The sequence below is a fragment of the Achromobacter sp. NCFB-sbj8-Ac1-l genome, assembly GCF_052695805.1.
In genome coordinates, this window is the sequence record NZ_CP199812.1 from 4176985 (window position 1) to 4201639 (window position 24655).

Annotated in this window: 21 protein-coding genes; 14 read left to right on the top strand and 7 right to left on the bottom strand. The window is 68.6% G+C overall.

What is annotated here, in order from left to right:
* Nucleotides 1-66 precede the first annotated feature (66 nt).
* The gene (locus tag ACUDP5_RS19185; protein ID WP_445656906.1) at nucleotides 67-897 is read right to left on the bottom strand and encodes a phosphoenolpyruvate hydrolase family protein; all 831 of its coding nucleotides are present in this window, start codon (nucleotides 895-897) and stop codon (nucleotides 67-69) included.
* A 10-nt stretch (nucleotides 898-907) separates the two neighbouring features.
* Complete coding sequence (locus tag ACUDP5_RS19190; protein WP_445656907.1) at nucleotides 908-2119, bottom strand: Tm-1-like ATP-binding domain-containing protein; 1212 nt, start codon at nucleotides 2117-2119, stop codon at nucleotides 908-910.
* 156 nt (nucleotides 2120-2275) lie between these two features.
* Here ACUDP5_RS19190 and ACUDP5_RS19195 point away from each other — a divergent pair, with 156 nt between their 5' ends.
* Both ACUDP5_RS19195 and ACUDP5_RS19200 read left to right on the top strand, forming a co-directional pair.
* The gene (locus tag ACUDP5_RS19195; protein ID WP_445659192.1) at nucleotides 2276-2959 is read left to right on the top strand and encodes a TetR family transcriptional regulator; all 684 of its coding nucleotides are present in this window, start codon (nucleotides 2276-2278) and stop codon (nucleotides 2957-2959) included.
* A 98-nt stretch (nucleotides 2960-3057) separates the two neighbouring features.
* Nucleotides 3058-4710: an S-layer protein gene (locus ACUDP5_RS19200; protein WP_445656908.1), complete on the top strand. Its 1653-nt coding sequence runs from the start codon at nucleotides 3058-3060 to the stop codon at nucleotides 4708-4710.
* Nucleotides 4711-4799: 89 nt separating this feature from the next.
* On the opposite strand, the gene ACUDP5_RS19205 is transcribed toward ACUDP5_RS19200, so the two are convergent.
* The 4 genes from ACUDP5_RS19205 to ACUDP5_RS19220 are packed head-to-tail and all read right to left on the bottom strand — an operon-like array spanning nucleotide 4800 to nucleotide 8965.
* Nucleotides 4800-6137 carry an aspartate aminotransferase family protein gene (locus ACUDP5_RS19205; RefSeq protein WP_445656909.1) on the bottom strand — a complete coding sequence of 446 codons (1338 nt, stop codon included), beginning with the start codon at nucleotides 6135-6137 and terminating at the stop codon, nucleotides 4800-4802.
* Between the two features lie 13 nt (nucleotides 6138-6150).
* Nucleotides 6151-7203, bottom strand: a complete 1053-nt coding sequence (locus ACUDP5_RS19210; RefSeq protein ID WP_445656910.1) for a phosphotransferase — start codon at nucleotides 7201-7203, stop codon at nucleotides 6151-6153.
* Nucleotides 7204-7214: 11 nt separating this feature from the next.
* Entirely contained in the window at nucleotides 7215-8243 is a 1029-nt protein-coding gene (locus ACUDP5_RS19215) for a histone deacetylase family protein (RefSeq protein ID WP_445656911.1), read from the bottom strand.
* The gene (locus ACUDP5_RS19220) at nucleotides 8240-8965 is read right to left on the bottom strand and encodes a GntR family transcriptional regulator (protein WP_263911052.1); all 726 of its coding nucleotides are present in this window, start codon (nucleotides 8963-8965) and stop codon (nucleotides 8240-8242) included. Before ACUDP5_RS19220 ends, ACUDP5_RS19215 begins: the two co-directional genes overlap by 4 nt.
* Before the next feature lie 166 nt (nucleotides 8966-9131).
* Between ACUDP5_RS19220 and ACUDP5_RS19225 the strand changes: the two genes are divergently transcribed.
* The 8 genes from ACUDP5_RS19225 (at nucleotide 9132) to ACUDP5_RS19260 (ending at nucleotide 17852) form a co-directional block, all read left to right on the top strand.
* Complete coding sequence (locus ACUDP5_RS19225) at nucleotides 9132-9899, top strand: class II aldolase/adducin family protein (RefSeq protein WP_263911054.1); 768 nt, start codon at nucleotides 9132-9134, stop codon at nucleotides 9897-9899.
* Nucleotides 9900-9947: 48 nt separating this feature from the next.
* Nucleotides 9948-11513 carry an ABC transporter substrate-binding protein gene (locus ACUDP5_RS19230; protein ID WP_263911055.1) on the top strand — a complete coding sequence of 522 codons (1566 nt, stop codon included), beginning with the start codon at nucleotides 9948-9950 and terminating at the stop codon, nucleotides 11511-11513.
* A 31-nt stretch (nucleotides 11514-11544) separates the two neighbouring features.
* Nucleotides 11545-12519: an ABC transporter permease gene (locus tag ACUDP5_RS19235; RefSeq protein ID WP_263911056.1), complete on the top strand. Its 975-nt coding sequence runs from the start codon at nucleotides 11545-11547 to the stop codon at nucleotides 12517-12519.
* Nucleotides 12516-13361, top strand: coding sequence for an ABC transporter permease (locus ACUDP5_RS19240; protein ID WP_175191861.1), 846 nt, complete (start codon nucleotides 12516-12518; stop codon nucleotides 13359-13361). The genes ACUDP5_RS19235 and ACUDP5_RS19240 overlap by 4 nt, the downstream gene beginning before the upstream one ends.
* A complete protein-coding gene (locus tag ACUDP5_RS19245) occupies nucleotides 13358-15055 on the top strand; it encodes an ABC transporter ATP-binding protein (RefSeq protein WP_445656912.1) in 1698 nt (565 codons plus the stop codon). The genes ACUDP5_RS19240 and ACUDP5_RS19245 overlap by 4 nt, the downstream gene beginning before the upstream one ends.
* Nucleotides 15052-16062, top strand: a complete 1011-nt coding sequence (locus ACUDP5_RS19250) for a 2-hydroxyacid dehydrogenase (protein ID WP_445656913.1) — start codon at nucleotides 15052-15054, stop codon at nucleotides 16060-16062. Before ACUDP5_RS19245 ends, ACUDP5_RS19250 begins: the two co-directional genes overlap by 4 nt.
* Nucleotides 16063-16224: 162 nt before the next feature.
* Nucleotides 16225-17415: an NAD(P)/FAD-dependent oxidoreductase gene (locus ACUDP5_RS19255; protein ID WP_445656914.1), complete on the top strand. Its 1191-nt coding sequence runs from the start codon at nucleotides 16225-16227 to the stop codon at nucleotides 17413-17415.
* Entirely contained in the window at nucleotides 17412-17852 is a 441-nt protein-coding gene (locus tag ACUDP5_RS19260; RefSeq protein WP_263911064.1) for a DUF1641 domain-containing protein, read from the top strand. The genes ACUDP5_RS19255 and ACUDP5_RS19260 overlap by 4 nt, the downstream gene beginning before the upstream one ends.
* 108 nt (nucleotides 17853-17960) lie before the next feature.
* Here the strand turns inward: ACUDP5_RS19260 and clpB are convergent, their stop codons facing one another.
* Nucleotides 17961-20567, bottom strand: coding sequence for an ATP-dependent chaperone ClpB (gene clpB / locus ACUDP5_RS19265; protein WP_175191854.1), 2607 nt, complete (start codon nucleotides 20565-20567; stop codon nucleotides 17961-17963).
* Nucleotides 20568-20706: 139 nt separating this feature from the next.
* Between clpB and ACUDP5_RS19270 the strand changes: the two genes are divergently transcribed.
* The 4 genes from ACUDP5_RS19270 (at nucleotide 20707) to ACUDP5_RS19285 (ending at nucleotide 24655) form a co-directional block, all read left to right on the top strand.
* A complete protein-coding gene (locus ACUDP5_RS19270) occupies nucleotides 20707-21135 on the top strand; it encodes a gamma-glutamylcyclotransferase family protein (protein ID WP_445656915.1) in 429 nt (142 codons plus the stop codon).
* Nucleotides 21136-21264: 129 nt separating this feature from the next.
* Entirely contained in the window at nucleotides 21265-21993 is a 729-nt protein-coding gene (locus tag ACUDP5_RS19275; protein WP_025135762.1) for a helix-turn-helix domain-containing protein, read from the top strand.
* Between the two features lie 17 nt (nucleotides 21994-22010).
* Nucleotides 22011-23210 (top strand): hypothetical protein, encoded by a 1200-nt coding sequence (locus tag ACUDP5_RS19280; protein ID WP_263911068.1) that lies wholly within the window; start codon nucleotides 22011-22013, stop codon nucleotides 23208-23210.
* Between the two features lie 143 nt (nucleotides 23211-23353).
* Nucleotides 23354-24655 carry an MFS transporter gene (locus ACUDP5_RS19285; RefSeq protein WP_263911070.1) on the top strand — a complete coding sequence of 434 codons (1302 nt, stop codon included), beginning with the start codon at nucleotides 23354-23356 and terminating at the stop codon, nucleotides 24653-24655.

Consider the following 24655-nt stretch of genomic DNA (forward strand, 5'->3'; position numbering starts at 1 on the left):
ACTCCTGGGCAAGCGCCGGCCCCGCAGCGTGGCGTGCGCGGGCCGGCGGGGGGGTGAGCGGAAACCTTAGAACGTCAGTTGCTTGAATTCCCGCGTGGCGGCGGTCAGGGCCTGCTCGGTGGGCAGGCGTTCCATCGAGCTGGCGCCGTAGAAACCATGGCAGTGCTTGCAATGCTGCAGGATGTGGGCTGCGTCGGCAGGCGTGGCGATGGGGCCGCCGTGGCACAGCACGATCACGTCGGGGCGTACCGACAGCGCCGCGGCCGCGATGCGGTCGATGGCGGCCACGCAGTCGTCCAGCGTCAGCGCGGTTTCGGCGCCGATCGAGCCACCGGTGGTCAGGCCCATGTGCGCCACGATGATGTCGGCGCCGGCCTGCGTCATGGCCACGGCGTCGTCTTCGTTGAACACATACGGCGTGGTCAGCATGCCCTTGTCGTGGGCCAGGCGGATCATGTCCACTTCCAGCGCGTAGCCCATGCCGGTTTCTTCCAGATTGGCGCGGAAGTTGCCGTCGATCAGGCCGACGGTGGGGAAGTTCTGCACGCCGGCAAAGCCCTGGCGCTTCAGGTCGTCCAGGAACACGTCGAAATCGCAGAACGGGTCGGTGCCGTTCACGCCCGCCAGCACCGGCGTGTGCTTGACCACGGGCAGCACTTCGCGGCCCATGTCCACCACGATCTCGTTGGCGTTGCCATAGGCCAGCAGCCCGGCCAGCGAGCCGCGCCCGGCCATGCGGTAGCGGCCCGAGTTGTAGATCACGATCAGGTCGATGCCGCCGGCTTCCTCGCACTTGGCGGACAGGCCCGTGCCGGCGCCGCCGCCCACGATGGGAGTGCGGTCGCGCACCATGGCGCGGAACTTGTCCAGCAGTTGGGGGCGGTCAAAACGCGGCATGGCGGGGTCCTCAGTGTGTAGCGATTTCAAGGTAATGATCGACCGCGGTCTGTGCGAACAGCGGATCGTTGATGTGGCAAGGCACGCGGATCAGGCGGCGGTTGGGCGTCTGCACCAGGTTGGCTTCCAGCGCCGCGAACAGCGCGGCGTCGGCCTGCGGGTCCCAGAACGCTTGGCCCGGCGCATCCAGCGCCGACACGCCGCCTTCCGGGATCAGGAAGCGCACGGGGCCGTCGCACTGGTTCAGCCTGGCGGCGATCCATTCGCCCTGCCGCTTGTTTTCTTGCAGGGTGGTGCGCATCAGCGTCACCTGCGGATTGTGGGGATAGAACGTACGGCCCTGGTAGCGCTCGGGCACCGTATCCATGCCGCCGAAGTTCACCATGTCCAGCGCGCCGCAGGAACCGACGTAGGGCGCGCGGGTACGCGCCACCGCGCCGAAGCGGTCTTCGGTGCAGGCCAGCACGCCGCCGAACAGGAAGTCGCAGACTTCGGTGGTGGTCAGGTCCAGCACGCCGGCCAGGAGGTGGCTGTCGAGCAGCTTTTCCATCGATTGGCCGCCCGTGCCGGTGGCGTGGAACACCAGGCAGTCAAAGCGCGATTCGAGCAGCGGCGTCACCTGCTGCACGCAGGCGGTGGTAACGCCGAACATGGTGATGCCGACCGCGGGGCGGCTGTCGTCGTCCGCGGCGCTGGCGGCCTGGCGGAAGGCGCCGCCGATGGCGCCTGCGGCATTGGCCAGCACGCGGCGCGAAATGCGGTTCAGGCCCGCCACGTCGGTCACGGAATACATCATCGCGATGTCCGAAGGGCCGACGTACGGTGCGACGTTGCCGGACGCCATGGTGGACACCATCAGCTTGGGCACGCCGATCGGCAGCGCGCGCATGGCGGGCGTGATGAGTGCGGTGCCGCCCGACCCGCCCAGGCCGAGCAAGGCGCCGATGTCGGGGTTGGCGGCGGCGTAGCGTTCGAACGCCAGCGCCATGGCGGCGATGGCCGAGCCGCGGTCGCCAGTGAAGACGGCCTGCTCGCCCTGCGGATGGCTGCGGGCGACCTCGCGCGCCTGCACGCGGGCGCCGCTGGCAGCGCCGGTGGTGGACACGTCCACGGTGATGACGTCCAGCCCTTCCCGCTTGAGCAGGTCGGCGACGTAGTCGGCCTCGTGGCCCTTGGTGTCGTAGGTGGCGGCCACGAAGACCCGCCGGTTCGCTTGCGTCATGACTCCTCCGCGGGCGGCTACACTCGGTGCGCGCCTCGATATGTCTGGGGCCGCCTGGGCCTGTAGAATCTAGAAATGAGACGAAAGAATCATACTGAGACACCTGTCTCACGTCAAACTCCCGCCGACCGCCAGTCGCCCCCCGCCGTCGCCCGCCTGATCGGCCCCGCCAGCCGGCAGGCCGCCGCCAGCGGCGAACCGCCGCACGGACCGCGCGCCCGCATGCGCAAGATCTTGCTGGACGCCGCGCACCGGCTGATGGCGCAGGGCATCACGCCGTCGGTGGCCGAACTGGCCGAACACGCGCAGGTATCGCGCGCCACCGCCTACCGCTACTTTCCCAGCCAGAGCGCCCTGATCGCCGCCGTGGTGGACGAAAGCCTGGGCCCGATCCTGGCCTGGGACTCGAAGGCGGCGGATGCCGCCGCCCGGGTCGATGAGCTGCTGCGCTTTGCGTATCCACGGCTGGAAGCGCACGAAGCGCCGCTGCGCGCCGCCATCCAGGTATCGCTGCAGCAGCACGCCGAAGCCAGCGCCGGCCGCGCGGGCAACGAACCGCGGCTGGTGCGCGGCCACCGGGTCGACATCCTCAAGCGCGCCATCGCGCCGCTGGCCGGCACGCTGACACCCGCGCAGCAGGACCGCGTGGCGCAGGCGCTGTCGCTGGTCTACGGCACCGAGGTGTTCCTGGTGCTCAAGGACATCTGGCGGCTGGACCTGCCCGAGGTCACCGAGGTGGCGCGCTGGACCGCGAATGCCATCATCCAGCAGGCGCTGGCCGAGGCCGGCGAGACGCCGCGAGGGGCCGCCGACAAGGCCCCGGCGGCGCGCAAGCGCTAGCCACGGCCGCCCCTGTCATTTCCACGTCACCCTGACACCCCATAGTGCGGGCCTTCGCGGCCCTGCGCCTTGCAGGCCGCCTGACGCTGGAGTTTGAAATGCGGTTCGAAGTATCCCGCCTGCGGCGGGCCATCATGCCCTTGTCGCTGGCTTGCGTGACCCTGCTGAGCGCCTGCGGCGGCAGCGATGACGATGACGAGACCCCCGCGGCCCCGCCGCCCGCGGTGACCCCCCCCACGCCGCCGGCCCCGCCGCCCGTGCAGACGGGCGCCTGGAGCGCCGGAGACCTGCACGTGCACACGATCCAGTCCAACGACGCGCAGGTGACCCTGGAAAGCGTGCTGGACCAGGCGTTCGACCGCTACAAACTGGACTGGGCCGCGCTGTCGAACCACCTGCGCATGTCCGACCGCGACAACACCGGCGTCGCCCTGCCCGGCGGCCCCGTGCCGTTTTCCACCGGCATGGCGCAATACGAAGTGCCGTTCATCAGGCAGGCGCAGGCGGCGGGCCGCTACGCCGGCAAGATCATCTTCTCGTCGTTCGAATGGGACATGCCCACACATGACCACGTCAACATCGGCATCGGAGTGAACGACCCGATGTCGGCCAAGTCGCTGCGCGCGGTGGCCGAATACGAGTACCTGTACACCAACAAGGCGGCCAACCTGTTCGACGCGCAACTGGTGGCCGACCTGGCCGGCCAGCCGCGCGCCTTCACCACCCACGCCGACTCGCTGACCGCGCTGCAATGGCTGCGCGACAAGCATCCGGACAGCTACCTGCTGCTGAACCACCCGTCGCGCTATGCCGGCAAATACACCATCGGCCAGCTGCGTGACATGCACGACCTGGCGCCGACGATCTTCTTCGGCATCGAAGGCATGGTCGGCAACCAGATGGAACCGGACCGCGGCGGCTATGCCGAGGCCTACACGCCCGTGAACCTGCCCAACCGCACCTACGGCGGCGTGGACTACCTGGTGGCCAAGGTCGGCGGCACCTGGGATGCGCTGCTGGGCGAAGGCCGGCGCATCTGGAACGTGGCCGATTCCGACTTCCATTTCCGCACCGCGTCGGGCCTGTACAGCAGCGGCTACGCCCCCGGCGAATACGCTAAGACCTACGTCTGGAAGGACGGCAAGGACATGGCGGCCGTGGTGGCCGGCTTGAAGAGCGGCCGCATGTTCGGCGTGTTCGGCGACCTGATCGACGCCCTGGAGTTCCAGGCGCAGGGCGCAGCGGGCACAGCCTACATGGGCGGCGAGCTGCAAGCGGCCAAGGGCGAACAGGTGGAAGTGACCATCCGCTTTCGCAGCCCCGACAGCAACCACTACGAGTACCCGATCGAAAGCGGCAACCCCACCTACGTCAAGCCCACGGTGCATCACGTGGACCTGATCGTGGGCGACGTGGGTCCGCGCGCCGCGCCCGGCACGCCGGCCTATGACAACGCCACCAACCCCAGCACCCGCGTGCTGGCGCGCTACACCCGCGCCGACTGGACGGTGGACAAGGACGGCTACAACGTCATCAAGGTCAAGCTGACCGCCGACAAGAGCCAGTACCTGCGCCTGCGCGGCACCAACCTGGCGCCGGACGTGGCGGGCGAAACCGCCAACGGCGAACCGCTGCCCGACCTGAAGGTGGACCTGGCCGACAACGCCGCGCGCTTCAACGCGATCAATGCGCGCAACTACAACGACCTGTGGTTCTATTCGAATCCGGTGTTCGTGACGGTCAAGCAGTAAGGCGGGGACGCGGGGGATAGCCCGCGTTTCATCCCACAGAAAAGGCCGCGGGCAAGCCAATGCCCGCGGCCTGTTGCATTGCAGCGGCGCTACAGCGCGGCCAGCGTCTCGTCCAGCGCCGCGACCAGCACGTCGGCATCGGCCGTGGAAAACGGCAACGGCGGGCGGATCTTCAGCGTGTTGGCGTGTTCGCCCGCGCTGCCGGTCAGTATCTGCCGGTCGCGCAGGCCGTTGACCACGCGTGCGGCTGCTTGCGTAGCGGGTTCGCGCGTGCGGCGGTCGCGCACCAGCTCGACGCCGATGAACAGGCCCGCGCCGCGCACGTCGCCGATCAGGTCGTGGCGTGCGGCCAGGCCTTGCAGCCGCTCGCGCAGATAATGACCGACGCGTTCGGCGTTCTGCATCAGCGCTTCCTCCTGCACCGTGCGCAGCACGGCCAGGCCGGCCGCGGCCGATACCGGATTGCCGCCGAAGGTATTGAAGTAGCGCCCGTTGCGGCCGAACGCCTCCAGCACCTGCGGGCGCGCGGCCACGCCAGCCACCGGATGGCCGTTGCCCAATGGCTTGCCCATCGTGACCAGGTCGGGCTCGATGCCGTGCCGCATGAAGCCCCATATCGCCTGACCGGTGCGGCCCATGCCGGCCTGCACCTCGTCCGCGATGAACAGGCCGCCGGCTTCGTGGATGGCCTGCACGGCCTCGCGCAGGAACCCCTCGGGTGCGGCCTGCACGCCGTCGCTGGAGAAAATGGTGTCGACCAGCAGCGCGGCGGGGCGCAGGCCCTGGGCCGCCAGATCCGCCACCGCGTCGCGCACGGCTTGCGCCAGCGCCGGGCCCACGGCGTCTGCCCCCTGTCGGTACGTGTCCGGCGCGGCCACGGTGCGCACGGCCTGCCCCAACGTCACATAGCGGCCCAGCGACGGCGAGGCCTGCGCGATCGACAAGGTCACGCCGTGGTACGCAAAGCGGGTCACGATCAGGCCGGTGGCGCCGGTATGCGCCTGCGCGATCCGCAGCGCCAGGTCGTTGGCTTCGCTGCCGGTGCAGGTGAACATCACCTGGCCCAGGCCGGGCGGAAATGTCGCCAGCAATTGCTCGGCATAGTCCAGCACGGTTTCGTGCACATAGCGGGTGTGGGTGTTCAGCACCGCCGCCTGCCGGGCAATCGCCTGGACCACGGCCGGATGGCAGTGGCCCAGCGGCACGACGTTGTTGTAGGCGTCCAGGTACGGCTTGCCCTGGGCGTCGTACAGCCACACGCCTTCGCCGCGCACCAGGTGCACGGGCGATTCGTAGAACAGGCGGTAGGCCGGCCCCAGCAACTGGTGGCGGCGGGCGATCAGCGCGGCGGTATGCGCGGCGCCGCCGTCGTTCGCGGGAAGGTTGGGCAAGGCCGCAGCAGGCGCGCCGGGTTGCGTCACAGTCATGGTCACCGCCCTCTTATCGAAAGCCGCACGCCGCGCGCAGGCGCTGGCGCGCCGCGTCGCGGGCAATGCCGTCGCAGGCCTGCAGTCGCGCCCACGACACCGCGTTGTTGCGCAGGATGTAGGCGCTGTTCTCGGGATAGCGCGCGGCGCGCCAGCCGCCGATCGCCACCACCATCACCAGCCGCGCCACCATCAGGTCGAACAGCACGTCCAGCTCGGCCGGCGTCAGCGGGCTGACCGCGTGATACGCCGCCGTGAAGGCCACGGCGGGCGCCAGGGCGTCGTCGCCGGGCTCCAGCTGGTAGGACGCCGCCACCGCCAGGTCGTTGACCAGCGGCGCGTGCACCATGTCGCCGAAATCCAGGATGCCGGCAATGCGGTCGGGGTCGGCGGGATCGACCAGCACGTTGTACAGGTTCAGGTCGTTGTGGATGGCCTGGGCGCGCAGCCCCGGCAGCGCCGGCTTGGCGTGATTCACGAAGCGCGCCAGGCCGCGTTCGGCCAGCGCCCGACGCGCGGGGTCGGTCACGTGCGCCAGCAAGGGCGCCACTTCATCCGTGCGCTGGATGTCCCACGGCAGGTCCAGCTGCCCCGCGGGGTGCTTGAAGCCGCGCAGCGCCAGCCCCAGCCGCGCCAGCGTACGCGCCAGGTTGTCGCGCTGCGCCGCCGAGCGCGGCGCGTCCGGCAGCGGCAGGCCCGGCAGGTAGCTGAACAGCCGCAGCACGCGCGGCGGCGCGTCGGGCGTTTGCAGCCAGACGCAAGGCTCGCCGTCATCGGCCAGCAGCACGCGCTGCACCGGCAGGCCCGGGTCGGCCTGCTCGACATGGCGCAAGGCGCGCGCCTGGAAATCGGCCACGCGCGCGTCTTCGGCCGGGTGCGAGAACTTCAGCACGTATTCCCGGCCATCGTCAGCGCGCAGGTGAAAGTTGCGGTCGCGCTCGCCGGCCAGCCGGCGCACCTGGGCATCGATGCCGAAGTGACGCCGCGCCAGTTGCGCGGCCTGCGCCTCGCCGATGTCCGGCGAGGCCGCGGCCAGCACGTCCTGGGCGCAGTCCTGATCGATCATGGCGCTCTCCTTCAGGCGGCGGAATCGAAGCCGCGCAGCGCGCTGGCCAGATTGGGGCCCAGGTCGTCCGACAGGTAGCCGCCTTCCTGCACCAGCACGGTGGGCAGGCCCAGCTTGGCCACTTCAGCCAGGATGCGGCCAAAGCCCTCGGTGGTGACCGCCAGGCCCTTGTAGGGATCGCGTTCGTGGGCGTCCAGCCCCAGCGCCACCACCAGCGCACCCGGTGCGAACGCCTGGATGTCCAGGAACACGCGGCGCAGCGCGGCCAGGTAGCCTTCGTCGCCCGTGCCGACCGGCAGCGGGCGGTTGATGTTGTAGCCCAGCCCGTCGCCTTCGCCCGTTTCATGGGCGTGGCCGACGAAGAACGGCGTGGTGTTGTGCGCGTCGGCGTGCAGCGACACCGTCAGCACGTCGGGGCGGCGATAGAAGATGCCCTGGGTGCCGTTGCCGTGGTGCACGTCCAGGTCCAGGATGGCGACGCGGCGATGCGCGGTGCGCAGGTGCTGCGCCGCGATGGCGGCATTGTTCAGGTAGCAAAAGCCATTGGCGCGGTCGACATACGCATGGTGGCCGGGCGGGCGGCACAGTGCATAGGCCGCGCGTTCGCCGTCCAGCACCAGCTGGGCGGCGTGGGTGGCACAGTGCGCCGACCAGGTGGCCGCTTCCCAGGTGCCCGCGCCGATCGGGCAGGCGGTATCGCCCATGTGATAGCCGGCCAGGCCCACGATGTGGTCCGGATAGGTGCAGGGCTGGCCCGGAAACGGGTGCACGTTGGCCACCACTTCTTCCGAGGCGTCGGGCAACTCGCGCCAGCGCGCGTAGGCGGTTTCAAGAAAGCGCAGGTACTGCGGCGTATGCACGGCCGCGCGCGGCGCCGCGCCGCAGTCGTCCGGCGCAATGATCCGGTGGCCGTCGCGCTGCGCCGCCGCTAGCAAGCGCGCGCCGCGCTCGGGCTGTTCGTTGCTGCGCTTGACCTTGCCGCGCACGATGAAAAACTGCGGATCGTGAAGCTGGTGCTTATCGCTGTAGACGACTTTCATGGCTTCTTGCTGCCCCTTGGTTTTTCGCCCGCCGCGCCATGCTGCGAGACGAACAGATTGCGGACGTGCTCCCAGGCATCGTCCAGGTGGACCTTCATGCAGGCCTGCGCGGCCTGCACGTCACGCCGCGCCAACGCGTCCAGGATCGGCTGGTGCGTGGACGCGACCAGTTCCGGGTCTTGGTAGACGTTGTCGATCAGCGAAATGATCATGCGCATTTCGGTCTGGGTGCTGGAGAACAGGCGCAGCAGGTACGCATTGCCCGACAGCTCGCAGATCAGGGTGTGAAAGCTCAGGTCCAGCTCGATGCGGCGGTGCTGCGGCGCGTCGGCGGCCTCGGCGATCATCAATTGCAGCAGCTGGGTCAGGCGCGCCAGGCCGGCGGCATCGGCGTGCTCGCAGGCGGCGGCCACCGCCGTCATTTCCAGGCTCAGGCGCACCTGGAACAGGTCGTCGATTTCACGCACCGACATCTCGCGCACGAAAAAGCCGCGGCGCGGCTTGGACACCAGGATGCCCTGGCGTTCCAGCCGACGCGAGGCCTCGCGCACCGGTGCGCGGCTGATCGCCATCTGGCGCGCGATCTCGGCTTCGACCACGCGGCTGCCCGGCGGCAGGCGGCCTTGCACGATGGCCTGGGTGAGCCGGTCTTCGACCACGCCGACCAGGTCGGGAACATTGACGGATTCGAAAGCGGTAAGGGCGGCCGGGGTTTCAGGCATGGGAGTCTCGTCTGGGGTGTGAATGCGCTTGGCGCGTCAGCTATATAGCACCCCGATTTTGCGCAGCATATCAGTGTTACTGCTAACTGTCGACAGTTGACGATCGACGCATAATGCCCAGCATCCGGCGCGCCGCCGCCCCCCCCTCCCCTCCAAGGACGCATCAATGGCCCACCCCCAGGATTCCGCCCAGCCCCTCAGCGCAGCGGAACAACAGACCCGCCGCGACCTGGCGGCGTGCTATCGCCTCATCGCCCATTTCGGCATGGACGACAGCATCTACACGCACATCTCGGCGCGCGTGCCGGGCGAGGAAGGCGCCTTCCTGATCAACCCCTACGGCCATCTGTTTCGCGACATCACGCCCGAATCGCTGGTGAAGGTCGGCTTTGACGGCCGCCCGGTGGCGCCCACGCCGTACGACGTCAATCCGGCTGGCTTCACCATCCACAGCGCCGTGCACATGGGCCGCCCCGATGCGGGCTGCGTGCTGCACACCCACACAGTGGCCGGCGTGGCCGTGTCGTCGCTGGCCTGCGGCCTGCAGCCGGTGAACCAATGGGCGCTGCAGTTCTACAACCGCGTCGCCTATCACGACTACGAAGGCATCGCGCTGGATCTGGACGAGCGCGAACGCCTGGTCGCCGACCTGGGCCCGCACAACGCGATGATCCTGCGCAACCACGGTCTGTTGACCGCCGGCGCCACCGTGGCGCAGGCCTTCATCCTGATGCTCAACCTGGACCGCGCCTGCCGTGTGCAATTGGCGATCCAGTCCACCGGCCAGGCGACCTACCCGGTCAGCCCGCAGGTCAGTGAAAAGACCGCGCGCCAGTACGCCAGCGGCGACACCAACCGCCTGCCCGGCGCCCCCGATCCCAGCGAACGCGAATGGCGCGCGCTGTTGAAGCTTGTCGAACCCGCCGGCGCCTGACCGCGCCGCGCTTGCCGCCACCTTCGGCCCCGTCACCAGGAGAACCTCATGAACCGACGCGACTTTCTGATTTCAAGCGCTGCCGCGGCCGGCTGGTGGAGCGGCGCCGCCGCCCTGCCCGCCTGGGCCGCGGCCGCGCGCAACGGCGTGCTGAACATTGCCGTGCAGCCCGAGCCGCCCGGCCTGATGCTGGGCATCGTGCAGAACGGCCCGACGCAGATGATCGGCGGCAACATCTACGAAAGCCTGCTGCGCTACGACGAAAAGCTGGAGCCCATGCCGGGCCTGGCCGCGTCCTGGACGGTCAACGACACCGCCACCGTCTACACCTTCACGCTCAAGCAGGGCGTACTGTGGCATGACGGCAAGCCCTTCACCGCGCACGACGTGGTCTTCAGCGTGGACCAGTTCCTGCGCAAGACCCAGTCGCGGCTGCGCGCCGGCCTGGCCTTCGTCGACAGCATCAAGGCGCTGGACGACCACACCGTCGAATTCCGTTTGCCGCGCCCGTTCGGTCCCTTCCTGGGCCTGTTCGAAAGCGGCACCATGCCCATGGTCCCGCGCCATATCTACGAAGGCACCGACTACCTGACCAACCCGGCCAACAACACGCCCATCGGCACCGGCCCCTACAAGTTCAAGGAATGGCGCCGCGGCTCGTACATCCAGCTGGTGCGCAACGAGCAGTACCACGAGCCTGGCCTGCCCAGCGTGGAGACGGTCTACTTCCACGTCATTCCCGACGCCGCCTCGCGCGCCGCCGCGTTCGAATCCGGCAAGCTGGACGTGCTGCCCGGCGGCACCGTTGAATACTTCGACATCGCTCGCTTGAAGAGCCTGCCCAATGTGGACATCACCACCAAGGGCTGGGAATTCTTCGGCCCGCATTCCTTCCTGTGGCTGAACAACCGCCACCCGCTGCTGGGCGATGTGCGCGTGCGCCGCGCCATCATGTATGCGCTGGACCGCGAGGCCATGCGCAACGTGGCCTGGTATGGCTTTGGCAAAGTGGCGACTGGCCCGTTCAATAGCAGCGTGCGCTACCACACCGACGACGTCACGCGCTATCCGCGCGACGTGGCGCGCGCCAGGCAATTGCTCAAGGAAGCCGGCTACCAGGGCCAGACCCTGCGCCTGTTGCCGCTGCCCTATGGCGAAACCTGGCAGCGCTTTGCCGAGATCGTCCGGCAGAACCTGGCCGAGGCCGGCATCAAGCTGGAGATGACGGCCACCGACGTCGCCGGCTGGAGCGAAAAGACCGCCAACTGGGACTACGACATCGCCTTCTGCTACCTGTACCAGTATGGCGACGCAGCGCTGGGCGTCAGCCGCAACTACCTGACGTCCACGATCGCCAAGGGCTCGCCCTGGAACAACGTCGAGGGGTACAGCAACCCCAAGGTCGACGACCTGTTCGAGCGCGGTGCCCGTGAAGCCGACCCCGAGGCCCGCCGCAAGCTGTACGAAGAAGTGCAGCGCGTCCTGGTCGACGAGGTGCCGGTGGCCTGGCTGCTGGAACTGCAGTTCCCCACGCTGTATCGCAACAACGTCAAGAACCTGATCAATTCAGGCATCGGCTTGAACGACAGCCTGGCGCGCGCCACGCTGGCGTAAACCGCGACGATCCAGACAGGGGGAATGCCGCATGAAGAAACTCGCTTACCTGATGCGCCGCATCGTGCAGGGCCTGCTGGTGCTGGCCCTGATCGCGGTCATCAATTTCCTGCTGATCCGCGCCGCGCCCGGCGATCCGGCCACCGTCATGGCCGGGGAAGCCGGCGCTTCCGACGAAGTCTTCATGGCGCAGGTACGCGAACGCTTCGGACTGGACAAACCCCTGCCGCAGCAACTGGCCACCTACCTGAGCCACGCCGCGCGGCTGGACCTGGGGGATTCGTACCGCCAGCAGCGCCCGGTCATGAGCCTGATCGGCGAACGCCTGCCGGCCACGCTGCTCCTGACGCTGACCGCCTTCGTCGTGTCATTGACCGCGGGGGTGGCGCTGGGCGCCTGGACCAGTGCCCGCGCGGGGACCTGGCTGGACAGCCTGGTCAGCACCTTGTCGATGCTGTTCTATGCCACGCCGCTGTTCTGGCTGGCGCTGATGGGGGTGCTGCTGTTTTCGGTCAAGCTGGAATGGCTGCCCGGCTTCGGCTTCGAGACCGTGGGCGCGGGCCACGCCGGGCTGGCGCGCGTGGCCGACATCGCCAGCCACCTGGTGCTGCCGGCGGCCACGCTGGCGCTCTTCTACATGGCCGTGTATGCCCGCATGACGCGCACGGCCATGCTGGAAGTGGCGCAGATGGACTTCGTCAAGACCGCCCGCGCCAAGGGGCTGTCACCGCGCCGCATCCAGCGCCGCCACATCCTGCGCAACGCGCTGCTGCCGGTCATCACCCTGGCCGGCATCCAGGCCGGCTCCATGGTGGGCGGCACGGTGCTGATCGAAACCGTGTTCGCCTGGCCCGGCATCGGCCGGCTGATGTTCGATGCCCTGGTGCAGCGCGACTACAACCTGCTGCTGGGCACGTTCCTGGTCACCGCGGCGCTGGCCGTGGCGTTCAACATCATCACCGACCTGCTCTACACGCTGGCCGATCCGAGGATAGAACTGCAATGAACAACGGATTCTGGCGGCGTTTTCGCCGCAACAAAGGCGCCCTGGCGGGCCTGGCCGTGATGGCCGCGGTGCTGCTGCTGGCCCTGGCCGCGCCGCTGGTGGCCGCGCATGACCCCTGGGCCATGGTGCAGCGCCCCTTCCTGCCGCCGCTGGACATGGCCGGCCTGCCCTTCGGCACCGACACCATGGGCCGCGACATCGGTTCCGGGCTGGCGTACGGCGCGCGCATCTCGCTGCTCATCGGCCTGATCTCGACGCTGGCGGGCCTGTTGATCGGCGTGTCGGTGGGCGCGCTGGCCGGCTACTACGGCGGCTGGATCGACACCGGCCTGATGCGCTTTACCGAACTGTTCCAGGCGATTCCCAGCTTTGCGCTGGCGATCGTGCTGGTGGCCATCTTCCAGCCGTCGGTCGGATCCATCGTGACCGCCATCGCGCTGGTGTCGTGGCCGCCGGTGGCCCGGCTGGTGCGCGGTGAATTCCTGACGCTGCGCCATCGCGACTTCGTCCATGCCGCCCACCTGGCCGGCGAATCGAACCTGCGCATCATCATCACGCAGATCCTGCCCAACGCGGCCGCCCCCATCGTCGTGATGGGGTCGCTGATGGTGGCCACCGCCATCCTGCTGGAATCGAGCCTGAGCTTCATGGGCCTGGGCGATCCCAACGTGATGAGCTGGGGCTACATGATCGGCGCGGCCCGCACGGCGCTGCGCCAGGCCTGGTGGATCAGCCTGTTTCCCGGCGTGGCCATCCTGCTGACGGTGCTGGCGCTGAACCTGATCGGCGAAGGCCTGAGCGACGGCCTGAACACCCGGCTGGACCCAAGGAGCCGCGCATGAACCCCGTCGACATCCCGGCCGCCGACGGCCTGGCCGGCAGCGCCCTGGCGCCCGACCCACTCGCCACCGTCACCGACACGCTGCTCGACATTCGCGGCCTGTCCATCCGGTTGCCCGCGGGCGCCGACCGCCCGCTGGCGGTCAAGGAAGCCAGCCTGCGCATCGGCCGCGGCGAAACGCTGTGCATCGTGGGCGAAAGCGGCTCGGGCAAGTCCATGATCGCCAACGCCGTCATGGGCCTGCTGCCCCAGCCGATGGTGGCCCCGGTGGCCGGCAGCATCACCTTCCAGGGCCATGACCTGCTGACGCTGGCCGAACCGCAATGGCGCGCGCTGCGCGGCAACCGCATCGGCATGATCTTCCAGGACCCGATGTCGGCGCTGAACCCGGTGATGCGCATCGGCGACCAGCTGGAAGAAGCGCTGGACGCCCACGTCAAGCTGTCGGCCGCGGACAAGCGCGCCCGCATCATCGGCGCCCTGCGCGACGTGCGCCTGCCGGACCCCGAGGGCATCGCCGCCAGCTACCCCGGCCGCCTGTCGGGCGGGCAGCGCCAGCGCGTCATGATCGCCTGCGCCCTGATGCTGGAACCGGCGCTGCTGATCGCCGACGAACCCACCACCGCGCTGGACGTCACCACCCAGGCGCAGATCCTGGACCTGATCCGCGACCTGCAGGCCCGCCATGGCACGGCCGTGCTGTTCATCACGCATGACTTCGGCGTGGTGTCGCAGATCGCCGACCGCGTGGCTGTCATGCAGCTGGGCGAGATCGTCGAAGCCGGCACGGCCGCCGAGGTGCTGGGCCACCCGCGCCACGACTACACCCGCAAACTGATCGCCGCCATTCCGCACGGTATGCCGGCAAGCGTGCGCAGCACCGAGCCGCAGCCCGTGCTGCTGGACGTGCGCGACCTGACCAAGACCTACGTGTCCGGCGGCGGGCTGTTCCGCCGTGGCCGCGAGACCGCCGCCATGCGCGGCATCAGCTTCACGCTGCGGCGCGGCGAGGTGCTGGGCCTGGTGGGCGAATCCGGTTCCGGCAAGTCCACCCTGGGGCGCTGCATCGCCGGCCTGCTGGCGCAGGACGGCGGCCAGGTGCTTTTCAACGGCCAGGCCCGCGGCGCCCGCCCGGCCACCGGCCGGGTGCAGATGGTGTTCCAGGACCCGCAGGCCTCGCTCAACCCGCGCCACACGGTCGGCCGCTCGATCATGGCCGGGCCGATCGCGCAGGGCATGGCGCCCGACAAGGCCCGCGCCCGCGCGGCCGAACTGCTGCAACTGGTGGGCCTGAACCCGGACGCCGCCGGCCGTTATCCGCACGAATTCTCGGGCGGCCAGCGCCAGCGCATCGGCATCGCCCGGGCCCTGGCGTCCGACCCCGACCTGATCGTGGCCGACGAACCGGTGTCGGCGCTGGACGTGTCGGTGCAGGCCCAGGTGCTGGACCTGTTCGCCAGCGTGCGTGAACGCTTTCACCTGAGCATGCTGTTCGTCACCCACGACCTGCGCGTGGCGGCGCAGATGTGCGACCGCATCGCCGTGATGCAGCAGGGTCGCATCATCGAATGCGGGCCGGCCGCGCAGGTGATCGGCGAGCCGCAAGAGGCCTACACCCGTGAACTGGTGCAGGCGGTGCCGGACTTCGCCAGCATCGTCTCGGGGCGCGCGCGCCGGGTCGCGGAGGCCGCATGAGCGCCGCCGCCCTCGCCACCGCCTCGGCCGCGCCCCCAACCGTCATGGCACCCGTCACCCCGGACCGGCCGCCCTGCATCGCCCTGCTCAGCCGCGTGCTGGACATGCGCTACCTGGTGCCCGCCTTCCAGGCGCTGCGGCCCGACATCGCCTGGCGCACCGCCGACGACCTGGGCAACCCGGCCGACATCGACGCGGCCGTCTGCTGGCAGCCGCCCGCCGGCCTCCTGGCCACCCTGCCCAACCTGCGCCTGATCCAGTCCATCGGCGCGGGCGTGGACCACCTCTATGCCGACCCGACGCTGCCCCGCCACGTGCCGGTGTGCCGCGTGGCCGAAGCCGGCATGACGGCCGGCATGAGCACCTACGTCGCCTGGGCGGTCATCAACCACCACCGCCACTTTCACGACTATGTCCGCAACAGCGCCCAGGGCCTCTGGCGCGAAAGCCCCATCGTGCCGCCGTCGGACCACCGTGTCGCCATCGCCGGCCTGGGCCGCCTGGGGCTGGCCGCGGCCCGGGCGCTGACGGCGCTGGGCTACCGGGTGTCGGGCTGGAGCCGCACGCCCAAGCCGGACCTGCCGGCGGGGATTACCGGCCATCATGGCGCCGACGGCCTGCCCGCCTTGCTGGCCGAGGCCGACACGCTGGTCTGCCTGCTGCCGCTGACCGACGACACCCGCGGCTTCCTGGGCGCGGCCACCTTCGCGCAGCTGCCGCGCGGCGCCCACGTGGTCAACGCGGGGCGCGGCGAACACCTGGACGCCCAAGCGCTGCTGGCGGCGCTGGACAGCGGCCAGCTGAGCTACGCCACGCTGGATGCCACACCGCAGGAACCGCTGCCGCCCGACCACCCGCTGTGGCGCCACCCGAACGTGCTGGTCACGCCCCACATCGCCACGCGCACCCCGGCCGCGGCCATTGCCCGGCAGACGCTGGACAACCTGCAAACGCTGCAAGGCGGGGGCCGGCCCGACACCAGTGCGGACCCGTCACGCGGCTACTGAGCGGCGCCCCGACGCGCAACCTGCCCTCGCCCCCCGACAACCCCGGCCGGAAAGGATGTTTTTTTATAAATAGAAGTTATTTGATTGACCCAACACCCCACGCTTGCTACATATGGACGGGCAAGGCACTTGGTTCCTGATTATTCTCACCGGAGGATTTTTATGAGCAAGCGAATTGTCGTCGTCGGGGGCGGGGTGGGCGGCACCATGCTGGCCAATCAACTGGTCCAGAAGCTGTACCCCGAGGTATCGCGCGGCGAAGTCAGCGTCCTGCTGCTGTCCGACTCACCGGACCACTACTACAAGCCCGCCTTCATGTATGTGGCGTTCAACCTGTTTTTCCAGGAAGAACTCAAGCGCCCCGAAAGGTCCCTGCTACGTCCCGAAATCGAATTCCGCGTCGATAAGGTGACCCGCTTCGATTTCAACGCGCAGCAGGTCACCACGCGCAGCGGCAAGCGCTACGGCTATGACTACCTGGTGATCGCCACGGGCTGCGTGCCGGCGCCCGAGCGCATCGAGGGCCTGCGTGAAGCGGGCGACCATTTCTACCAGTACGAACCGGCGCGCCAACTGGCCGACCGGCTATCCCGGATCGAGCGCGGCCGGGTCTTCGTCAGCGTCACGTTCCCCAAGACGCCCAATGTGCCGCACCAGTGCGGCATCGCTCCCATCGAAACCACCCTGATGCTGGACGACTACCTGCGCCGCCGCGGCGTGCGCGACCGGGTCGAGATCGTCTACACCTACCCCACCACCGCGCAACTGCTGCGCAATTGCCTGTTCCTGCAGCAACCCACCTGCGACGTGCTGCCCGCCATTTTCGAGCAGCGCGGCATACGCTTTCAGCGCGGCTTCACGCTGTCGCGCGTGGATCCCGAACGCCGCATCGCCTATTCGGAGGAAGGCGCCGAGCAGCCGTTCGACATCCTCATGGCCACGCCGCCGATCCGCGCGGTGGACGTGGTGCTGGAATCCGGCGCCTCGCAGGCGCCGGACAACGAAGGCTGGCTGCCTACCGATCACGAGACCTTGCAGGTGTATGGCTTGCAGAAAGTCTATGTGATCGGCGACACGGTGGACTTGCCCGTCAGCAAGGCCGGCGGCTCGTGCCACAACCAGGCGCCCGTCATCGCCAACAACATCGCCGGCGAGATCCGGCTGGGCCATCCCGCCAGCGTCTATGAAGGCCGCGTACAGGCGGTCGCGCAGATGGGGCTGAACGCCGGCATGCCGCTCTGGTATGACTACACGCACGATGTGCGGCCCACGCCGCCCACCAAGCTGGGCGGCCTGCTGCGCCAGGGTTTCAACCGAGGCCTGTATTGGTCCGTTGCCAGGGGAATGCTATGACCGCGCACCACGACAACACCCTGCCGGCGCCCGAACGCTGCGCCAGCGTCCTTCACACTCCCCAGGCGGCCGATGGCGGCGACAGCCTGACGTTGCTGGCGGACAAGCTGCGGCCCCTGGCCGACAGCGGCCGCCTGGACAACGTGGTGGACCTGCTGGCGTTGGCGTCCGACCTGGTGGATCTGCTGGACGCGCCCATGGTGGAAAAATTGGGCGCCCTGTCGGACCAGGCGGCAGGCGCCGCCTGGACGCTGGCCAACGCGTGGCGCGCGGCCCAGGCCCAGGGCATGCAAGAGGCGCAGCCGCCGGGCCTGGCGGGCCTGTTCCAGCTGTTCAGGGACGAAGACACCCGGCGCGGCCTGGCGCTGGCGCTACGGTCGCTGCAAGGCCTGGGCAGGCAGATGCGCCAGCAACGGGAGGACTACGCCGCCCCCTAGGGGCAGACCGGTTGCCGGGCGCCCCAAGAACAAAAGGCCCCGCCCGGTTTCCCGGGCGGGGCCTTTGCGCCAGGCGAGGCAGCCACCTCGCCGCGCCGAGGGCGCGGTTTACTGCAAGGTGCGCGTAAAGACGAACTTGCCGTCGCGCCAATCCACCGGCACCACGTCGCGCGGGCCGAACTGGCCTTCCAGGATCAACCGGGCGACCGGGTTCTCGATCTGCTGCTGGATCGCGCGCTTGAGCGGCCGCGCCCCGAACACCGGGTCGAACCCGCCGCGCGCCAGTTCCGCCAGCGCCGGTTCGGTCACTTCCAGGCGCATCTCCTGCTTTTCCAGGCGCTCGGCCAGGCGGCGCAGCTGGATGCGGGCGATGGACTCGATGTGCTGCGCTTCCAGGCCATGGAACACCACGACTTCGTCGATGCGGTTCAGGAACTCGGGCCGCAGCGTCTGCTTGAGCTCGTCCCAGACCACTTCCTTGACCACGTCGTACGGCTTGCCAGCCAGGCTCTGGATGTGGTGCGAGCCCAGGTTGGACGTCATCACGATGACCGTGTTGCGGAAGTCCACCGTGCGGCCCTGGCCGTCGGTCAGGCGGCCGTCGTCCAGCACTTGCAGCAGCACGTTGAAGACGTCCGGATGGGCCTTTTCGACTTCATCGAGCAGCACCACGCTATACGGCTTGCGGCGCACGGCTTCGGTCAGGTAGCCGCCTTCTTCGTAGCCCACGTATCCGGGGGGCGCGCCGATCAGCCGCGCCACCGAGTGCTTTTCCATGAACTCGCTCATGTCGATGCGGATCATGTGCTCTTCGGAGTCGAACAGGAACTCGGCCAGCGCGCGCGTCAGTTCGGTCTTGCCCACGCCCGTGGGGCCCAGGAACAGGAACGAGCCATAGGGCCGCGACGGGTCCGCCAGGCCGGCGCGCGAACGCCGGATGGCGTCGGACACCAGGCGCACGGCCTCGTCCTGGCCGACCACGCGCTTGTGCAGGTAGTCTTCCATGTGCAGCAGCTTTTCGCGTTCGCCCTGCATCATCTTGGACACCGGAATGCCGGTGGCGCGCGACACGACCTCGGCGATTTCCTCAGCGCCGACGCGGGTGCGCAAGAGCCGCGGCCGGCCTTCGCCGCCTTCGGCTTCTTCGGCGGCCTGGGCCGCGCCCACTTCAGCGGCCTTCAGGCGCGCTTCCAGGTCGGGCAGCTTGCCGTATTGCAGTTCGGCCAGCTTGTCGAACTGGCCCTTGCGCTGCAGTTCGGCCATTTCGGCGCGCACGCTGTCGATTTCTTCCTTGATGGCCTGGGTGCCTTGCACCGCGGCCTTCTCGGCCTTCCAGATTTCCTCGAAATCGTTGTATTCGCGTTGCAGCTTTTCCAGTTCTTCTTCGATGACGCCCAGGCGACGCTTGGACGCGTCGTCGGTTTCCTTCTTGACGGCTTCGCGCTCGATCTTGAGCTGGATGATGCGGCGGTCGAGCTTGTCCATCACTTCCGGCTTGGAATCGATTTCCATGCGGATGCGCGCGCCGGCTTCATCGATCAGGTCGATGGCCTTGTCGGGCAGGAAGCGGTCGGTGATGTAGCGATGCGAGAGTTCGGCCGCGGCCACGATGGCCGGGTCGGTGATCTCGACGCCGTGGTGGATCTCGTAGCGCTCTTGCAGGCCGCGCAGGATGGCGATGGTGGACTCGACATCGGGTTCGTCGACCAGCACCTTCTGGAAGCGGCGTTCCAGCGCGGCATCCTTTTCGATGTACTTGCGGTATTCGTCCAGCGTGGTGGCGCCGATGCAGTGCAGCTCGCCGCGCGCCAGCGCCGGCTTGAGCATGTTGCCCGCGTCCATCGCGCCTTCGGCCTTGCCGGCGCCGACCATGGTGTGCAGCTCGTCGATGAAGACGATGTTGCTGCCGTCGTCCAGCGACAGCTCTTTGAGCACGGCCTTCAGGCGTTCTTCGAATTCGCCGCGGAACTTGGCGCCGGCCAGCAGCGCGGCCAGGTCGAGCGACAGCACGCGCTTGCCGCGCAGGGTCTCGGGCACTTCGTCGTTGACGATGCGCTGCGCCAGGCCTTCGACGATGGCGGTCTTGCCCACGCCGGGTTCGCCGATCAGGACCGGGTTGTTCTTGGTGCGGCGTTGCAGGATCTGGATGGTGCGGCGGATTTCGTCGTCGCGGCCGATGACCGGGTCGAGCTTGCCCTGGCGGGCGCGCTCGGTCAGGTCCATCGTGTACTTGGACAGGGCTTCGCGATTGGATTCGCCTTCGGCGCCGGACACGTTCTCGCCGCCGCGCACGGCGTCGATGGCGGCTTCCAGGGCCTTTTTCTGCAGGCCGGCTTCACGCAGGATGCGGCCCGCTTCGCCCTTGTCGTCGGCCAGGGCCAACAGGAACAGTTCGCTGGCGATGTAGGTGTCGCCGCGGCGCGCGGCTTCCTTGTCGGTGCGGGTCAGCACGCCCTGCAGGTCGCGGCCCACCTGGACGTTGTCTTCGCCCTGCACCTGCGGCAGCGACTTGAAGGCGCTGTCCAGCGCCGGCTGCAAGCGGTTGACGGCCACGCCGGCGCGCGCCAGCAGGCTGCCCGCGCCGCTGTCGGGGTCGGACAGCAGCGCCGACAGCACGTGGACGGGCTCGATATAGGGATGGTCGTTGCGGGCGGCCAGACTTTGAGCGTCGGCCAGGGCTTGCTGGAACTTGGTAGTCAGTTTGTCGAATCGCATAATGGTCGTAGTGGCTTGTTGAGGAGCCTGACCGATACATGCCGGCGGGCTCGATGACCTGAATATGCGGCCGGATGCGAAAATTTCAACACCTGGCCGGGCCTCGTGGACGGATCCGCGTACCGCAACAATCTGAACTATGAGCATATACGTTTTTGTCTACGGCACGCTACGCGCGGGCGAAATCAATGATCTGGCGCAAGCCGCCGCGGCTCGCGGCCTGGCGCCTGCCCGGCATGTGGGCGCGGCCACCGTGCCCGGCACGCTGGTGGACTTCGGCGACTGGCCGGGGCTGATCCCCGTGGCCGACGGACGCCGGGTGCTGGGCGACATCTACGAGGTCACGCCCGATCTCGTCGCCCTGATGGACGAGATCGAGGAATACGTGCCCGGCCAGCCCTGCTGCTTCGTGCGCCGCACGGTGCTGGCCCAGCCCCTGGACCCGGCCGGGGCCGCCCCCGTGACCTGCGAGTACTACCCGATCGACCCCGCCCTGCGCGGCGCGGCCCGCGACGTGGCGGGGGACGACTGGGTGGCCTACCGGCGTGCCCGGCCGGCGGCCGGATAAGTCCCCGGCGGCCGCCCCCTGTCCACCCCGTAAGACACCCGTAGTAACAACGGACTACAATAGATACCTGTCTCACGCTTTGCGCCTGCCCGGCTACCCGCCAGGCCCGGCCACTTTAGAGGTCATCGTATGCAAAAACGGGTCCCCGTTGCCCCTGATGCCGCCCACTGTTCCACGTGTATGCTGGGCCACGTGTGTGTCCCGGTCGGCATGGCCGCCGCCGAAGTCGAAAAGCTGGACGAACTGGTGAAAGAGCGCGTGCGCCTTGAAAAAGGCAAAACGCTGTATTCGCTGGACAATCCCCTTGATGCCGTCTACGGGGTGCGCTTTGGCAGCCTGAAGACGCAGCTTGAAGACGCCACCGGCCAGATCCAGATCACCGGTTTCCACCTGCCCGGCGAAATCGTCGGCATGGACGGCATGCTGGAAGGCAAGCACGTGTCGGCCGCCGTCGCACTGGAAGACTCCGAAGTCTGCGTGATCCGCCTGAACGAAGTCGACCGCGTGGCCACGCACCTGCCGTCGCTGCAGCAGCAGTTTCGCCGCCTCATGAGCCGCGAGATCACCCGGTCGCACCAGATGCTGGCCTCGCTGGGCTCGATGCGTTCGGAACAGCGCCTGGCCGCCTTCCTGCTGAACCTGTCGCAGCGCTACGCCTCGCTGGGCTATTCGTCCACCGAGTTCGTGCTGCGCATGAGCCGCGAGGAAATCGGCAATTTCCTGGGCCTGACGCTGGAAACCGTCAGCCGGCTGTTCTCGCGCTTTGCCCGCGACGGCCTGATCCGCATCAACCAGCGCGAAGTCCGCATCCTGGACCTGCCCGCGCTCAAGCAGCTGCTGGGCCACGAAGGCTGCTGACCCTGCCTGCCCGCGCCATGTACCGCGCGCCCGCCGCCCCGTCATCGCCGACGCCGTCTCCGCGGCGCGCGCGTGCCGCCGGGGCCGCGGCGGTGGCCGCCCTGGCCCTGGCGCTGCTGGCCCCTGCGGCCGTACGCGCCCAGACGCCGCTGCCCGACCCCTACAACTACGACGAAGCCACGCCCGCGCCCAAGCGCGTGGCGGTGCCGCGCTGGCAGACGCTTGAGCTGGGCAAGCCCGGCCGCCGCTACAAGATACCGGTTTATGCTAACCGCAACCTGGCGCGCGACGACCTGCGCGATATCAAGCAAATCGTCATCGTCTTCCATGGCGTCAAGCGCGACGCCGACCGCTATTACGAAACCGCCGCCACCCTGCTGGCCGCCAACCCGGCGCGCGCGGGCGACACCTTGATCCTGGCGCCGCGGTTTGTCGGCGTGATCGATTCCGGCTTTGCCGGCATGGCCGCCTGGCGCAAGTCCGGCTGGGAAGACGGCGAGGACAGCGTGCAGGCCGCGGGCCGGCCGGCGCCGGTCAGTTCGTTCCAGGTCATCGACGACCTGCTGCGCAGCCTGGACGACCGCAAGCGCCTGCCCACGCTGGCCGGCATCGTGCTGGCCGGGCATTCCGGCGGCGCCCAGCTGGTGCAACGCTACGCCGTGCTGAACCAGCTCGACGGCCCGCTGCGCCGCGACGGCGTGGCGCTGCGCTACGTGGTGGCGAACCCCTCGTCCTACCTGTACCTGACCAACGAGCGCCCGCGCCCGGACGGCAAGGGCTACGCGCCCTACGAACGCGGCATCTGCCCCACCTACAACCAGTACAAGTACGGCACCGACAAGCTGCCGCCCTACGCGCACGACGCCGCCGACGACAAGCTGTTCGTGCGCTACGCCGCGCGCGACGTGACCTATCTGCTGGGCGGCGCCGACAACAACCCCGAACACCGCCTGCTGGACAAGACCTGCGGCGCCGAGGCCCAGGGCGCCACCCGGCTGGCGCGCGGCACTGCCTACCTGCAATACGAGCGCATCGTGGCCAGCCGCGGCGCCAAGCCCGTGACCCTGCACCGCGCGGGTTTCGAAGTGGCCGGCGTGGGGCACGAGAACCAGGGCATGTTCGGCTCGGTCTGCGGCGTGCGCGCCCTGCTGGGCGAAAACGCCATCGCGCCCCCTGGCGCCGCAGCCTGCTCGGTGATCGCGCCGCCGGGCAAGTAAGGCCCCGTTTTCCGGCCGCCCGCGCGGCGCGGGCCGCACCGCCATTCTGACCAAAAGCTGAATAAATTCAATGAGATACAGGGGTGCATTTTTGCGCCCGCGGGCGCAAGATAAGGGGGTACGGACTTCCCTGGAAGACAGCGATGACCCAATCGTATCTGGACATGCCCGACGCCAAACGCCGTATCAAGGCCATCTTCGTCGGCTCCATGGGCAACCTGGTGGAGTGGTATGACTTCTACGCCTATACCGCCTTCGCCCTGTACTTCGCCCCCGCCTTTTTCCCCTCGCACGACCCCGTCGTCCAGCAGCTGAATGCAGCCACGCTGTTCGCGGCCGGCTTCATCGTGCGGCCGCTGGGCGGCTGGCTGTTCGGCCACCTGGCCGACCGGCACGGGCGACGGCTGTCATTGATGGTGTCGGTGGGCATGATGTGCGTGGGTTCGCTCATCATCGCGGTCACGCCCACCTATGCGTCCATCGGCCTGGCCGCGCCGGCGCTGCTGGCCCTGGCGCGGGTGATCGAAGGGCTGAGCCTGGGCGGCGAGTATGGCGCCAGCGCCACCTACCTGACCGAGATCGCCGACCCCGAGCACCGGGGGTTCTATTCCAGCTTCCAGTACGTCACGCTGATCGGCGGGCAGTTATGCGCCATCCTGGTCTTGCTGCTGTTGCAGAACGTGTTCCTGACGCACGAGCAGCTGGTGCAATGGGGCTGGCGCATTCCGTTCGTGATCGGCGCGATGCTGGCCGTCATCACGGCATTGATGCGGCGCGACATGCCGGAAACCGATTCGTACAAGGAAGCCAGCCGGCGCAAGCCGCAGACCAGTTCGCTGCGCGGCCTGCTGCGCTATCCGCGCGAGGTCGCCATCGTGGTGGGCCTGACGGCCGGCGGCACGGCGGCGTTCTACACCTTCACCACCTATATGCAGACCTTCGTGCGGCAGACGGCCGGGTTCTCCGACATCGTCACCACCTATGTCATTGCGGCCTCGCTGATCTTCGCGCTGATCCTGCAGCCGCTGTATGGCGCGCTGTCGGACAAGATCGGGCGCAAACCGCTGCTGGTGTTCTTCGGCATTGCGGGCGCGGCGCTGACGGTGCCGATCCTGATGACGCTGTCGCACACGCGGTCGCCATTCATTGCCTTCCTGCTGATCTGCGCGGCCTGGGTGTTCACCGCCGGCTACACGTCGATCAACGCCGTGGTGAAGGCCGAGCTGTTCCCGACCAATATCCGCGCCACCGGCGTGGCGGTGCCCTACGCAATCACCGTGTCGATCTTCGGCGGCACCGCGCCCGCCATTGCGCTGTGGTTCAAGCAGCAGGGCCATGAAGAATGGTTCTACTACTACCTGGCGGGCGTGATCTTCATTTCGCTGCTGGTGTACGCCACCATGCGCGACACCAAGCACCAGTCGGCCATGCACAAGCACGAGTGA